This is a genomic window from Pseudarthrobacter chlorophenolicus, from assembly GCF_000962805.1.
In the GTDB taxonomy this organism is placed as follows: Bacteria; Actinomycetota; Actinomycetes; order Actinomycetales; family Micrococcaceae; genus Arthrobacter; species Arthrobacter chlorophenolicus_A.
On record NZ_JZTW01000008.1, the window covers coordinates 111296 to 123878 of the forward strand.

14 protein-coding genes are annotated in these 12583 nt (G+C 67.2%); 7 read left to right on the top strand and 7 right to left on the bottom strand.

The features are described from left to right. Positions 1-80: 80 nt before the first annotated feature. Both UC32_RS10195 and UC32_RS10200 read right to left on the bottom strand, forming a co-directional pair. On the bottom strand, positions 81-713 hold the full coding sequence (locus tag UC32_RS10195) for an MBL fold metallo-hydrolase (RefSeq protein WP_045731112.1): 633 nt from the start codon (positions 711-713) through the stop codon (positions 81-83). A gap of 116 nt (positions 714-829) precedes the next feature. After that, entirely contained in the window at positions 830-1666 is an 837-nt protein-coding gene (locus tag UC32_RS10200) for a helix-turn-helix transcriptional regulator (RefSeq protein WP_045731113.1), read from the bottom strand. Between the two features lie 85 nt (positions 1667-1751). Here UC32_RS10200 and ilvD point away from each other — a divergent pair, with 85 nt between their 5' ends. The 3 genes from ilvD (at position 1752) to UC32_RS10215 (ending at position 4744) form a co-directional block, all read left to right on the top strand. Beyond that, the gene (gene ilvD / locus UC32_RS10205) at positions 1752-3611 is read left to right on the top strand and encodes a dihydroxy-acid dehydratase (RefSeq protein ID WP_045731184.1); all 1860 of its coding nucleotides are present in this window, start codon (positions 1752-1754) and stop codon (positions 3609-3611) included. Positions 3612-3717: 106 nt separating this feature from the next. Further along, on the top strand, positions 3718-4050 hold the full coding sequence (locus tag UC32_RS10210; RefSeq protein ID WP_045731114.1) for an antibiotic biosynthesis monooxygenase family protein: 333 nt from the start codon (positions 3718-3720) through the stop codon (positions 4048-4050). A 4-nt stretch (positions 4051-4054) separates the two neighbouring features. Continuing rightward, positions 4055-4744 (top strand): SDR family NAD(P)-dependent oxidoreductase, encoded by a 690-nt coding sequence (locus tag UC32_RS10215; RefSeq protein WP_045731115.1) that lies wholly within the window; start codon positions 4055-4057, stop codon positions 4742-4744. A gap of 214 nt (positions 4745-4958) precedes the next feature. On the opposite strand, the gene UC32_RS10220 is transcribed toward UC32_RS10215, so the two are convergent. Next, the gene (locus UC32_RS10220; protein ID WP_045731116.1) at positions 4959-5141 is read right to left on the bottom strand and encodes a hypothetical protein; all 183 of its coding nucleotides are present in this window, start codon (positions 5139-5141) and stop codon (positions 4959-4961) included. Between the two features lie 368 nt (positions 5142-5509). Here UC32_RS10220 and UC32_RS10225 point away from each other — a divergent pair, with 368 nt between their 5' ends. Beyond that, on the top strand, positions 5510-6700 hold the full coding sequence (locus UC32_RS10225) for a rhamnogalacturonan acetylesterase (protein WP_152642596.1): 1191 nt from the start codon (positions 5510-5512) through the stop codon (positions 6698-6700). 80 nt (positions 6701-6780) lie between these two features. Here the strand turns inward: UC32_RS10225 and UC32_RS10230 are convergent, their stop codons facing one another. Continuing rightward, positions 6781-7218, bottom strand: a complete 438-nt coding sequence (locus UC32_RS10230; protein ID WP_045731117.1) for a VOC family protein — start codon at positions 7216-7218, stop codon at positions 6781-6783. Between the two features lie 119 nt (positions 7219-7337). Here UC32_RS10230 and UC32_RS10235 point away from each other — a divergent pair, with 119 nt between their 5' ends. Next, a complete protein-coding gene (locus UC32_RS10235; RefSeq protein ID WP_152642597.1) occupies positions 7338-7973 on the top strand; it encodes a hypothetical protein in 636 nt (211 codons plus the stop codon). Positions 7974-8033: 60 nt separating this feature from the next. On the opposite strand, the gene UC32_RS10240 is transcribed toward UC32_RS10235, so the two are convergent. The 3 genes from UC32_RS10240 to UC32_RS10250 form a co-directional block, all read right to left on the bottom strand. Then, on the bottom strand, positions 8034-8498 hold the full coding sequence (locus UC32_RS10240; protein WP_045731119.1) for a pyridoxamine 5'-phosphate oxidase family protein: 465 nt from the start codon (positions 8496-8498) through the stop codon (positions 8034-8036). A gap of 76 nt (positions 8499-8574) precedes the next feature. After that, complete coding sequence (locus UC32_RS10245) at positions 8575-9243, bottom strand: response regulator (protein WP_045731120.1); 669 nt, start codon at positions 9241-9243, stop codon at positions 8575-8577. Further along, positions 9240-10547: a sensor histidine kinase gene (locus tag UC32_RS10250; RefSeq protein WP_235423635.1), complete on the bottom strand. Its 1308-nt coding sequence runs from the start codon at positions 10545-10547 to the stop codon at positions 9240-9242. The genes UC32_RS10245 and UC32_RS10250 overlap by 4 nt, the downstream gene beginning before the upstream one ends. A gap of 163 nt (positions 10548-10710) precedes the next feature. Between UC32_RS10250 and UC32_RS10255 the strand changes: the two genes are divergently transcribed. Together UC32_RS10255 and UC32_RS10260 are read left to right on the top strand one after the other, a co-directional pair. Beyond that, on the top strand, positions 10711-11817 hold the full coding sequence (locus tag UC32_RS10255; RefSeq protein WP_045731122.1) for an ABC transporter permease: 1107 nt from the start codon (positions 10711-10713) through the stop codon (positions 11815-11817). A gap of 27 nt (positions 11818-11844) precedes the next feature. Then, a complete protein-coding gene (locus UC32_RS10260; protein WP_045731123.1) occupies positions 11845-12552 on the top strand; it encodes an ABC transporter ATP-binding protein in 708 nt (235 codons plus the stop codon). Positions 12553-12583 lie beyond the last annotated feature (31 nt).

The following is a 12583-nucleotide window of genomic DNA, read 5'->3' on the forward strand; positions in this document are numbered from 1 at the left end:
TTTGGCGGTAGCCGTCCGCTGAACTGGCCTAAAGAAATGGCGGCGAAACCAGACCGGTTTCGCCGCCATTACTCTGTCGCTTATTCGGCGCCTGTGGATCCAGGCCGCCACGGCTCATGCATGTGCGTGAGCCACGCTGCGCCCGGGTTCAGGGAGCGCACCAGCTGCTGGCCCTCCGTAGTGGGGTTGTCGAGTTCACCGAACCACACCGCCGTATCGCCCGCTATGACCGTAGGGACCCCTTCGTTCTCGATGACGACGATCTGAGAACCGGGAGTATGGCCCGGTGCCGGGAGGAGCCGCACCCCGGGAAGCAGCTCATGCTCGCCGTCGACCGGCACGTAGGTGACTCCCGGCGGGTCCACCCACTCCGGAATGGTGTAGTCCTCCTGGGTGCGGGCGTCGTCGAGTTCCCGGCGCTGCACATAGATGGGCTTCCCCGCGAAGAGATGGTTGCCGCCACAGTGGTCAAAGTGCAGGTGGGTGTTGACCACAATGTCGACGCTCGCGGTGTCCAGCTCCTGGTAGCTCTCCGGGTGAAGGCGGGGATCCATGTCGGCCACCAGCGGATGCAGCCGGGTCAGGCCGGTATCCACCAGCACGCGGCCCTCCGGGTGGTCGATGACATGCACGTAGACCGGCATCAGCTCGCCCTCGGCCACCAGGTCGGCAACACGAATCGGAGTAACACTGATTGCAGGGGAAGAACTCATGCCTGGACCTCAATTCCACATCATGGCCGTGATGCGTGGCGGGAGCAGCAGGGCGCCGGGCCGGGGGCCGCGGGGACTGGCGCTTTGTCCAGAATGGCACCTGCACCGGCCCGCCGCTAGGTTGCCGCGGCAATCAGGGACGCCATCTGCGTCCCCGCATCGCTCCCGGGCGCCGGCGTATAGACCACCAGGTGCAGGTCCGGCCGGTCCGACGGCGAGAGCTGGTGGTGTTCCAGCTGCAGCACTCCCACCGCAGGGTGATGGAAGAGCCGTTCGCGTGACTCGAAGCCCAGGATGTCGTACCGGTCCCAGCCTTCCCGGAATTCCGGGCTGGCTTCCTTGAGCCGTTCCACCAGGTTCTTGACGTCCACATCCCCCAAACGCTGCCCGGTTTCGGCTCGGAACTCCGCGAGGAACCTCTTGCTGGTGACGTCCCAGTCGGGCAGCAGGTCCCTGACGTAGGGGTCCGTGAACACCAGCCACAGCAGGTTCCGGTCCGCAGGAGCAACGGTGGCGATGTTGGGGAAGAGCGCCGCGTAGGCGGTGTTCCAGCCGGCGACGCCCCAGTCCGGGAACAGCGCGAAGGAGGGGTTCGGGTCCAAGGCATCGAGCAACCGCTGGAGGTGGGCAGGCGCGGTGGCGGCCGCCGTCGCGCTTGGTCCGGCGGAGGCGTACCCGCCGAGCGAGAGGACGTAGTCCAGGCCGGTGTCCGAAAGATGCAGTGCCCTGCTGACCGCTTCCAGCACCTGGCGGGACGGGCTGATGTCGCGGCCCTGCTCCAGCCATGTGTACCAGGTGACGCTCACGCCGGAGAGGAATGCCACCTCCTCACGCCGCAGGCCCCGCTCACGCTTGCGGGCTATGGGCGGAAGGCCGTAGTCAACCCGAAGGGCCTGGTCCCGGCGGGCCCGGAGGAATAGGCCCAGTTCTTTGCGGCGGCCGGAACTCTGCATCCGAAAATACTATTACTCTGGTACTCCCACTACTAGTAGCAAGGCCGTCTTCCTCTTGCGGCGGCGCCAGAGAAGGATGGTCATCATGCCTGCACTACGTTCAAAGACAGTTACCCACGGCCGCAACATGGCCGGAGCCCGCGCGCTGCTGCGCGCATCCGGCGTCGCCAACTCGGACATCGGCAAGCCGATCATCGCCGTGGCCAACTCCTTCACCGAATTCGTCCCCGGCCACACACACCTCGCCCCCGTGGGCCGGATCGTCTCCGACGCGATCCTCGCGGCCGGCGCCGTGCCGCGCGAATTCAACACCATCGCCGTGGACGACGGCATCGCCATGGGCCACTCCGGCATGCTCTACTCGCTGCCGTCCCGAGACCTGATCGCCGACTCGGTGGAGTACATGGTCAACGCGCACTGCGCCGACGCCCTGGTGTGCATCTCCAACTGCGACAAGATCACCCCCGGCATGCTGATGGCCGCGCTGCGCCTGAACATCCCTGTGGTCTTCGTCTCCGGTGGCCCCATGGAGGCCGGCCGCGTCACCCTGACTGACGGCTCCGTCCGCTCCCTGGACCTGGTGAACGCGATCGCCGACGCCGTGGACGAGTCCATCTCCGACGAGGACATCAACCTCATCGAAGAAAACGCCTGCCCCACCTGCGGCTCCTGCTCCGGCATGTTCACGGCCAACTCCATGAACTGCCTCGCCGAGGCCATTGGCCTGGCCCTGCCGGGCAACGGCTCCGTCCTCGCGACCCACACCGCGCGCAAGGCGCTGTACGAGAAAGCCGGCGCTACCGTCGTCGAGCTCGTGAAGCGCTACTACGACGGCGACGACGAGTCCGTCCTGCCGCGCAACATCGCCACCGCGGAAGCTTTTGACAACGCCATGGCGCTGGATATCTCCATGGGCGGCTCCACGAACACCATCCTGCACCTGCTGGCTGCGGCCCAGGAAGCCGGCGTGGACTACGGCCTGGCCGAGATGGATGCCAAGTCCCGCCAGGTGCCCTGCCTGGCCAAGGTGGCCCCGAACGTTGCCGGAAACAAGACCTACTACATGGAAGATGTGCACCGCGCCGGCGGTATCCCCGCGCTGCTGGGCGAGCTGAACCGTGGCGGACTCCTGCACAAGAACGTCCACTCCGTGCACTCCACCGACCTGGACGGCTGGCTGAACGACTGGGACATCCGCGGCGGCAAGGCCACCGAAGAGGCACAGGCCCTGTGGCACGCTGCCCCCGGCGGCGTCCGCTCCTCCACCGCGTTCTCACAGTCGAACGAGTGGACCTCCCTGGACACCGACGCCGCGGAAGGCTGCATCCGCTCGGTGGAGCACGCCTTCTCCAAGGACGGCGGCCTGGCCGTGCTGCGCGGCAACGTGGCAGAGGACGGCGCCGTGGTGAAGACTGCCGGCGTGGACGAATCCATCTGGACGTTCTCCGGCCCCGCCGTGGTGTGCGAGTCGCAGGACGAAGCCGTGGAGAAAATCCTGAACAAGGGCATCAAGGAAGGCGACGTGGTGGTCATCCGCTACGAAGGCCCCAAGGGCGGCCCTGGCATGCAGGAAATGCTCTACCCGACGTCGTTCCTCAAGGGCCGCGGGCTGGGCAAGAAGTGCGCGCTGATCACTGACGGCCGCTTCTCCGGCGGCACCTCCGGCCTGTCCATCGGGCACATCTCCCCCGAGGCTGCCTCCGGCGGCACCATCGCCCTGGTGGAAGACGGCGACATCATCAGCATCAACATCAGCGAACGCTCGCTGCAGCTGGAGGTCTCCGATGAGCTGCTGGCTGAGCGCCGCGAGAAGCTGCTGATCAACGGCGGCTACAAGCCCAAGGACCGCGAACGCCACGTCTCCGCTGCGCTGCGCGCATACGCGGCCATGGCCACCTCCGCGGACAAGGGCGCCGTCCGCGACGTTTCCCTCCTGGAACGCTAAACCACGGATCAGCAGGACCCCGGCCGGACGCCCAGTTCCGGCCGGGGTCCTTTGCGTTACAGCAGGTCAGGCCGGGGATGTGCCGAAAACCTGCCAGAATGGCCGGATGATCACCGAGCATGCGCTGCTGCCCGTCATCCCCGGCCAGGAAGAGGAGTTCGAGGCCGCCTTCGGCCAGGCCCGCCTCATCATCTCGTCGATGCCCGCCTTCATTTCGCTGACGCTATCGCGTTCGATTGAGTCCCCCAGCACTTACCTGCTGCTGGTGGAGTGGGAAACCCTCGAAGACCACACCGAAGGCTTCCGCGGCTCCCCCGAATACCAGCAGTGGCGGGCGTTGCTGCACCGGTTCTACGAGCCCTTCCCGGTGGTAGAGCACTACAACCTGGTGACGTCTGCCCAGCCTGCAGTCGCTGCGGCCCCGGAAGACCCGGCCTGATCCGGTGGGCAGGCTCGCTGTGGTCACCGGGGCCAACCGCGGACTGGGGTACGCGATTGTCCACGAACTCGCGGAGCACGGGTGGGACGTGCTCGCCCTGACCCGCACCTCCGCCGAACCTGCGGACGCATCCTGGCCAGCCGGCGTCGTACCCGTCCTGCATGACGTCCGGTCCAAATCGACGCACGCCCTCACGGCGGCGGTGGGACAGCGGCCGGTTGACCTGCTGGTCAACAACGCGGCGCAGGGTGCCCCGCACGGCACGCTGGGTGCCATCGAGGCGGACGGCCTCCTGAATGCTGTGGACGTGAATGTGGCCGGACCGCTGCGGCTGGCGCAGTTCCTGCTGCCGAACCTGCTGGCCGCGCCCGATCCCGTCATTGTCAACGTGTCCTCCCGGCTGGGTTCTGTGTCGGCGCAGGCGAACGGCGACTTCGCGGACCTTTCCACCAGCTACGCGTACAGGGTGTCCAAGGCCGCACAGAACATGCTCACGGTTTCGCTGGCCCAGGAACTCCGGGGCCGGGTGCGCTGCTGGGCGGTGCACCCCGGCAAGCTCGCCACGGCCATGGGCCAGTCCGATGCTTCCAAGAGTCCCGCCGTTGCGGCAAGGGAACTGCGGGAGCTTGTGGATTCGGGCTGCCGGACCTCACCCCGGTTCTGCTCGCTCGGCGGGGACGACCTGGCCTGGTAGCCGGGACCGGGTGCGGCGCGTGCCCGCCTGGACCATGAGGAAAGGCCCCCACGCGAGTCGAAGCTCGAGCGCGGGGGCCTTTTGTTGCTTCCGCATTGGGGGAATTGGAAGCACACTAAAATCTACCCGCTGGTAACCTCGGGAAACGCCGATTCAGCCCTCCGCCCGGAATCTTGACTCAAATTTGAGCCCGTGCACAGGCAGAATCTGCGGTTCAGTCGCCTTTCGGCTCCTGTGTAGCATCCGGGTCCTCTTCAGGCTCGAAGGTGTTGGGCTCGGCGTCTGCACCGATGCCCACGCCGTCCTTCCTGCCGGGCACCCCGCCGTCGCGCTTTTCCTGGTTCTCCCCCGCCTGGGACTCGTCATCAGGCAGTGAGTCGGGTGAATTGGTGGTCATCGTTGCTCCTCAATTGCCGGGCCTCCACGCTAACAGCCCCCGGCGCGAAAGGCTCCGGCCCGGCGCCAACTTTTTGTCGTACGACGGCGAGCGGCGGCTCGGGTGCCCGGGCGGCTGGCGCGCGTGAATCACCGGCAGACCGCACCTCCGGACGCCCTGCACCCAGCAACATGAAACACCAAAACATCACAGAAAACGATCAAAATCTCTTGACCGGGAAAGTTGACCGCTGTTACAACTGTTGTAACAGCGGCTGGACCTTCCGGGCTCGCATCTTTCCCTTCAGCATCCCGGGGACTTGGCTGTCCGGATTTTGAATCGATACAACGCCATCCAGCGCCACCCAACCGTTATCAAAGGAGATCAACGTGACTGAAACCCGTCCTGCCCGCGACACCCGCTCCGTGAAGTACCGCAAGCCCCTGGCCTGCTGCCTCGCCGCCACCGCCTTGGCCAGCGGCGCCGGGCTGGCGTTTTCCGCGCCGGCAGCCCAGGCCGAACCCAGCAACTACAGGTTCGACTTCGGCAGCGGACCGGTGGAAAAGGGCTACACGGGCGTCAGCGCCGGTGACGCCTACACACCGGAACGGCGGTACGGCTTCAACACTCCCGAACACATGGCCAACGTCGCTGCCAAGGGAACCGGGCTGGGCAGCGACGCTGTCCGGTTCCTGGAGTTTGGCACCAAGAGCAGCAACACCTTCAACGTGGATCTCAAGGAGGGCCTGTACAGGGTGACCGTCACCCTCGGCGATACGTCGAGGGCAAGCGTTGCCGCCGAAGGCGTCTTCCAGGAGATGAACCTGACCGGCAACGGCGCAACGGCATCCTTCGAGATCCCGGTGACCGACGGCCAGCTCAATCTCCTGGTCACGGAAGGCAAGGTGGGCACGGCCTTTACGCTCAGCGCCCTGGACATCGAGAAGGTGTCACGCCATCCGGAGATGGACCCCACCATCTGGGTGGGCGGCGACTCCACCGTTGCCAGCTATTACCCGCTGGATTCCAGCGTCCAGGGCGGCTGGGGCCAACTGCTGCCGGAGTTCGTCGATGCGGAAAAGTTCGACGTCCGCAACATGGCCACCGGCGGGCAGATAGCCCGCGGTTTCCGCAACGACGGCCAGCTCGAGGCCATCCTGCAGTACAGCAAGCCCGGCGACCTATTCCTGCTGGAGATGGGCATCAATGACACCGCCGCAAAGAACGCCACCACCGAGGCGGAGTTCAAGGAGATCATGCGGGATATGGTCCGCCAGGTGGCGGCCACCGGCGCCACCCCGGTCCTGGTGACGCCGCAGGGCCGAGCCACCGATTTCGTGGATGGTGTGCACTCCTCCGTGGACCGCTGGTACCGACACTCCACCGTTGCCCTGGCAGAGGAGGAAGGCATCCCGCTGGTGGACCTGAACGTGCTCTCGTCCGCCTACTTCACCGGAATCGGCCCGGAGGCAACGCTGGCCCTCTTCATGACCGGCGACACCCTGCACCCCAACCGGGCCGGCGCCACCGAACTCGCCCGCATCGTCACCGCAGACCTGGCGCGGCAGGGCCTCCAGTAGGCCGCACCTTCCGAAGCGAACAGACGACGGCGGCACGCGGCACCGGGAACGGGTTCCGGAAAAGCCGCAACCCGCCGCCGTCAGTCCTTCTTCAGCTCCTCGGCGAGCATGACGATGATGCCGCTGGGCCCGCGCACATAGGAAAGTTTGTAGATGTCCTTGTAGGTGGCCACGCCGCGCAGCGGGTGGCAGCCGTGCTTCGCGGCGATCTCCAGGGCTTCGTCAATGTTGTCCACGGAGAACGCGACGCGGTGCATCCCGATTTCGTTGGGCAGCGTGGGCTCCGTCTCGATCGCGTCCGGGTGGATGTATTCGAAGAGTTCCAGCTGGCCGTGGCCGTCCGGCGTCTGGAGCATCGCGATCCTGGCGTGGTTGCCGTCGAGGCCCACGGCGGTGTCGGTCCATTCGCCGCTGACCCTATCCCGCCCCACCACCGTGAGGCCGAGGTCGGTGAAGAAGGCAATGGTTTCTTCCAGGTCCCGGACGGCGATGCCCACGTTTTCAAGTTTGATGGTCATGGGTGCACGCTATCGAGGTGCGTGGTCCGGGTCCAGGGGGAGCCGCGGGCCGCGAAATTGAGGGCAGACATTACATTTGACCTGAGCCTCAGTGCAAAACATCTGAAATGGAGTCGGAGATGACGACGGACGTAAATTCGCTGGCCCTAGATATGCTGACGTTTTCCGGGCTGCTTCAAATCATCCGTCAGCCGCAGTTGGCCGCGAACTATGAGGCACGGGCGAAGTACCTTCTATCCAATCCTCCAGCCGAAGATGTTGAGGAAACCCGTGCATGGGTTCGCCTGACTCTCCAGGGAGGTGCCGGTGGCCTCGGTGACATGTACGTGCAGACGACGGACGGGGCGGTGGACGAGGTGCTCACCCGGCGTTATCAGGAGCTACTGCAAAAACTGACCGCCGTCGCTAATGGTGGGCCCGAGCCGTTGTCGCCACTGATCCAGCAAATGGGGAACACCATGTTCGCCCACGGATACTCCTACCTTCGCCTGGTGGAGGTCCCAACTGGCAAGTGGCCCTTCCGGCGCGGCCGGACCATGTACGAGGTGATGACTGCACCTGGCGTTACCCGACTCGTGGATCAAGATACTCTGGGTGGCGCCGTCGGCTACGACCCGCGTGGCTCACGACGGGACATGCAGGAGTGCCAGATGACGGCACGCCGCCTTTTCGATGAGGGCCGGACCGATGACTGGGTTCACTTCTCAAGCGCCCAGGTAATTCCCGGCGAGACGTCGCGAAGGGCCACTGCGTGAAGCTGCCCTCGAACCCCTACGAAGGTGTGCTTTCGGCACGGCGCTCAACGGCTAGATTCCTCACGTCCAATCCGAGGAGAAGTCGAGCGGCGGCCACCAGCGGGTCCGTGAGTGCACGGGGAACCTGCGGCCGGTGACTTCGGTGGGCGTAATGCGGATCAGGTGGTCCTTGGGTCCGGGCAGCCACGGTTCACGGTCCGGGTCGGCCAGCTCAACCGGCGCCTCACCCTCCGGCACCTGCCCGGGGGTGCCCTTGACCACCACGCTCCACACCTCCGTGCTGTAAGTGCCCAGCCCGTCCGTTTCGAAGGCGACGGGAGTGCTGCTGAGCAGGGCATTGAGCTTCGCGCCGGGGGCCGTGCGGAACAGGATGGTGCGGTCCACGGGCACGAAGTTGACCGGGAAGATCTCCGGCACCGCCCGGTTGATCACCGCCAACCTGCCAATGTACGCGGACTCCAAATATCGCCAGCACTCGTCCTCGCTGAGGGTTTCGGCTTGCGGCTGCTGCTGTGGGGTGGCCATGGCCGTGATTCTAGGCCGGAGAGCCGCAGCGCAACAGAGCCTTGGTTCCCGCAGGCCACCAGGGACCTAAACCCGGCTAGCCGTTCGCCCCGGGCGGCCGGATGATCCGGCGCTGGGTAGCGGCGGCGATGGCCGCGGTCCGGTTGTCCACGCCGAGCTTGCCGTAGATGTGGACCAGGTGCGTCTTCACTGTCGCCTCGGAGACGAAGAGCTGTTTGGCGATGGCCCGGTTGGACAGGCCGGTGGCCAGCAGTTCCAGCAGCTGCACCTCCCGCGGGGTCAGCGACGTGCCGGGGTTGCTGACCCGGTCCATCAGCAGCGCTGCAGCCCTCGGCGCCAGGACCGTGCCGCCGGCCGCTGCCTGCAGCACCGCCTGCCGCAGCTGTTCGGGCGGGGCATCCTTCAGCATGTAGCCGCTCGCGCCGGCCTCCACGGCAGCGAGGATGTCCGCGTCGGTATCGTACGTGGTCAGAATCAGCACCGGCGGTGGCGCCGACAGTTTGCGGATCTCGGCGGTGGCGGTAACCCCGTCCATCCCCTCCCCCATCTGCAGGTCCATGAGGACCACATCGGGCGGCTCCCCCAGCGCGGACAGCCGGTCCAGTTCCTTCAGCGCGGCCCGCCCATCGGACGCCTCAGCCGCAATGGCGATCCCCTCGAACCCTGCCAGCATGGCCCGCAACCCGGCCCGGACCACGGGATGGTCGTCCACCAGCAGCACCCGGACCTCGCCCGCGGACGTCACCGGCCCTCCAAGGGCAGCCGAACTGCCACCACGGTGCCCTCGCCGGGTGCGGATTCCAGCTCAAGCGTGCCGTTCAGGGCGGCCACGCGTTCCCGCAGCGAGCGCAGCCCGAACCCGCCACCGCCGCCCCGCGCGGCAGCCGCCGCAGCGTCCGGATCAAAGCCCGCGCCGTCGTCGTAAATGTCCATGGTCACCTCGCTGCCCAGGAAGGCCAGGGTTACGACGGCGGTGCGCGCCCCGGCGTGTTCGCGGACGTTGGCGAGGCTCGCCTGGGCCGCGCGAAGCAGGGTGACGCGGACCGGTTGGGGCAGCTCCAGGGGGTCGCCGTCCACCTCCACCCGGCAGCGCAGCGGCAACCCGGAGGCTGCGGCCCCTGTCTCGGTGGCAGCGCAGAGCCTGCGCAGTGCGTCCACCAGGGTGCTCCCCTCCAGCTGCGGGGACGACAATCCGCGGACAAAGCTGCGGGCCTCGGCCAGGTTCTCCGCCGCCGTCCGCTGCACCAGCTCCAGCTGCGAGGCAGCCGCTGTAGAGTCGCCGCCGGCCAGGGACTGTTCGGCCGCCCGGCCCAGCAGCACGATGCTGGACAGGCCCTGGGCCAGGGTGTCGTGGATTTCGCGGGCCAGCCGCTCCCGCTCCGCCAGCACCCCGGCTTCATGCTGGGACCGGGCCAGCTCCTCGCGTGTCCGGCGCAGCTCGTCGGCCGCCCGCCGCTGGTTCAGGGCCTCGCGGTACAGGGCGGCGTAGGCCAGGCCCGTGATCACGGCAAAAATGGCGCCAAGCGCGGGCCCCACAACGGCGGCCACATGCGGAACGGGGGCACCGCTGGCAACCCATTGGGAGGCGATCACCGCCACCGTCATCAGCGCAATGGTCAGCAGCGCCGTGCGCCGGGGCAGCAGGTGAAGGTGCAGGAAAAAGATAGGGAACGCCAGCCACGCGAAGTCGGCACTGCCGGCCAGCAGCACGGCCCACAGCCCCGTCACCAGCCCCAGCCACAGGAGGGCGAAACGGCGCGGATCCATGCTGGTCCGGCCCTCGGCGTGGCGCTTCTCGAGGACCGTTCCGGCCAGGTACACCCCGGCCAGAACCACTGCCACCCCCGCCCAGAGCCAGCGCAGCGGACTGCCGGCCATCAGGACCCGGACCAGGGCCACGCCCAGCAGCGCCGCGAACCCGGTGTGCAGGGTGACCCGCAGAACCTTCAGGATTGCCGCGGATGATGCATTCTCCACGGCGCCCAGCGGTCCCCGCGACGGGCTTGCGCCGGTTCGGTCCGGGGATGTCGTTAGGGGCGCGGCGGGCATTCCCCCAGCTTATGCCGGGGCTGCGGGCGGCGGATCAATCAAATGGTTGACTCTGGAATCAACCCCCTGGCGGGCTGGGATCAACCGTCTCCGCGATGTCCCGGCACGGTCCCGGCGGGAGAGTGGAATTACTCAATTCCACTCCTGCTGAGAGAAGAACAACGTGTTCCTGGCAATCCGCGATATCCGCTTCGCCAAAGGCCGGTTCGCCATGATGGGCGGCGTCGTAGCCCTGATCACCCTGCTGCTGGTGATGCTGACCGGCCTGACGGCCGGCCTGGCCGAGCAGTCCACGTCCGCCATCGGCAAGCTCGGCGGAGCAGCCGGGTCCAGGCCCGTTGACGCCGTAGTGTTCGGCGCACCGGGCACTGGCACCGCCAAGGCCTCGTACACGGAGAGTTCAGTGACCGCCGGGCAGGTGGACCGCTGGAAGGACCAGCCGGGGGTGGCCGCCGCCGAGCCGCTGGGCATCACGCAGACCCGGCTGCAGACCGCCGATGGTTCCGGGACGGCCAACGTTGCCGTCTTCGGGGTCCCGGCCGGCAGCGCCCTGGCGCCTTCCTCTGTGGCGCCCGGGACGGCGGTGCTGGGCGCCTCTGTGGCGGACGCGCTGTCCGTGCAGCAGGGCGACACGGTAGGCGTAGGCGGCGTTGAACTCGCCGTCGCCGCGGTGGTCCCTGACCAGTGGTATTCGCACACCAGCGTGGTGTGGACGGACCTTCCCCAGTGGTCCACGGTGGCGCACGTGTCCGACGGCGGACAGTTGGCCACGGTGGTTGCCGTTACCTTTGCGGACGGTGCCCAGGTGGACGAAACAGCGGCCAATGCCGCGGCGGGCACGGTCAGCGAATCCCGCACCGGGTCCTTCCAGGCTTTGGGGTCCTACAAGAGCGAGAACGGGTCGCTGACCCTCATGCAGGCATTCCTCTACGGCATCGCCGCGCTGGTGATCGTGGCGTTCCTGACCGTGTGGACCATCCAGCGGACCCGGGACATTGCCGTGCTGAAGGCCATGGGAGCGCCCGCGTCCTACATCCTCCGCGACGCCATGGCCCAGGCCGCCATCGTCCTGCTGGGAGGTGCCGCAGCCGGCGGTGCCGTAGGTATTGCCGCGGGAACGCTGGCCGCGCAGGCCGCCCCCTTCCTGCTGAACGTTGGCACCACGGTGCTTCCCGTCGTCGGGATCAGCGTGTTGGGCCTCGCCGGTGCCGCCCTGGCCGTCCGGCGCGCCACCCGGGTGGATGCCCTCCTGGCCCTCGGCGGCAACTGAAAACCCCATTTCCTGAAAGGAAACCCGATGTCTGATTACCCCACCTCCGCCCCCTTGGACCTTGTTGACGTGACCCTCGAATACCCGGACGGCACCGGAACCACCACCGCACTGGACGGGGTCAACCTCACCGCGCACGCCGGGCAGCTGGTGTCGCTCGTGGGCCCCTCGGGCTCCGGGAAATCCAGCCTCCTGGCCACCGCCGCCACGCTGGTCCGGCCCACGAGCGGCCAGGTCCTCATCGACGGCACGGACACCACCGGCCTCAAGGACAAGGAGCTGACGGCTCTGCGGCGCAGCAAAATTGGCATCATTTTCCAGCAGCCCAACCTGCTCCCCTCCCTGACGGCCGCGGAACAGCTCATCATCACCGACCACCTCCGCGGCAAGCCTGCACGGGCCGCCCGGGACAGGGCAGCGGGGCTGCTGGACGTCGTCGGGCTCTCCGCGAGCGCTGGGAAGCTCCCGCACCAGCTCTCCGGCGGGCAGCGCCAGCGCGTCAACATCGCCCGCGCGCTGATGGGAAGCCCCAAAGTGCTGCTGGTGGATGAGCCGACGGCGGCGCTGGACCATGAGCGCAGCGAGGCTATTGTCCGGCTGCTTCGCCAGGTCACCACGGAATTCTCGGTGGCCACGGTGATGGTCACGCACGATACCGAGTTCCTGCCGCTGACCGACGCCGTAGCCACCATGCGGGACGGGCAGCTGACGGCACCGGTCCTGGCCGGCGCCTAGCTGCACCTGGTTGCGCGGCAACAACACAGAG

What these genes read in the sequence shown, in the direction of transcription:
- UC32_RS10240 (WP_045731119.1), bottom strand. Translation starts at nt 8,498, where the DNA reads ATGGCCACCCCACAGCAGCAGCCGCAAGCCGAAACCCTCAGCGAGGAC.
- UC32_RS10210 (WP_045731114.1), top strand. Translation starts at nt 3,718, where the DNA reads ATGATCACCGAGCATGCGCTGCTGCCCGTCATCCCCGGCCAGGAAGAG.
- UC32_RS10195 (WP_045731112.1), bottom strand. Translation starts at nt 713, where the DNA reads ATGAGTTCTTCCCCTGCAATCAGTGTTACTCCGATTCGTGTTGCCGAC.
- UC32_RS10235 (WP_152642597.1), top strand. Translation starts at nt 7,338, where the DNA reads ATGACGACGGACGTAAATTCGCTGGCCCTAGATATGCTGACGTTTTCC.
- ilvD (WP_045731184.1), top strand. Translation starts at nt 1,752, where the DNA reads ATGCCTGCACTACGTTCAAAGACAGTTACCCACGGCCGCAACATGGCC.
- UC32_RS10200 (WP_045731113.1), bottom strand. Translation starts at nt 1,666, where the DNA reads ATGCAGAGTTCCGGCCGCCGCAAAGAACTGGGCCTATTCCTCCGGGCC.
- UC32_RS10220 (WP_045731116.1), bottom strand. Translation starts at nt 5,141, where the DNA reads ATGACCACCAATTCACCCGACTCACTGCCTGATGACGAGTCCCAGGCG.
- UC32_RS10250 (WP_235423635.1), bottom strand. Translation starts at nt 10,547, where the DNA reads ATGCCCGCCGCGCCCCTAACGACATCCCCGGACCGAACCGGCGCAAGC.
- UC32_RS10230 (WP_045731117.1), bottom strand. Translation starts at nt 7,218, where the DNA reads ATGACCATCAAACTTGAAAACGTGGGCATCGCCGTCCGGGACCTGGAA.
- UC32_RS10260 (WP_045731123.1), top strand. Translation starts at nt 11,845, where the DNA reads ATGTCTGATTACCCCACCTCCGCCCCCTTGGACCTTGTTGACGTGACC.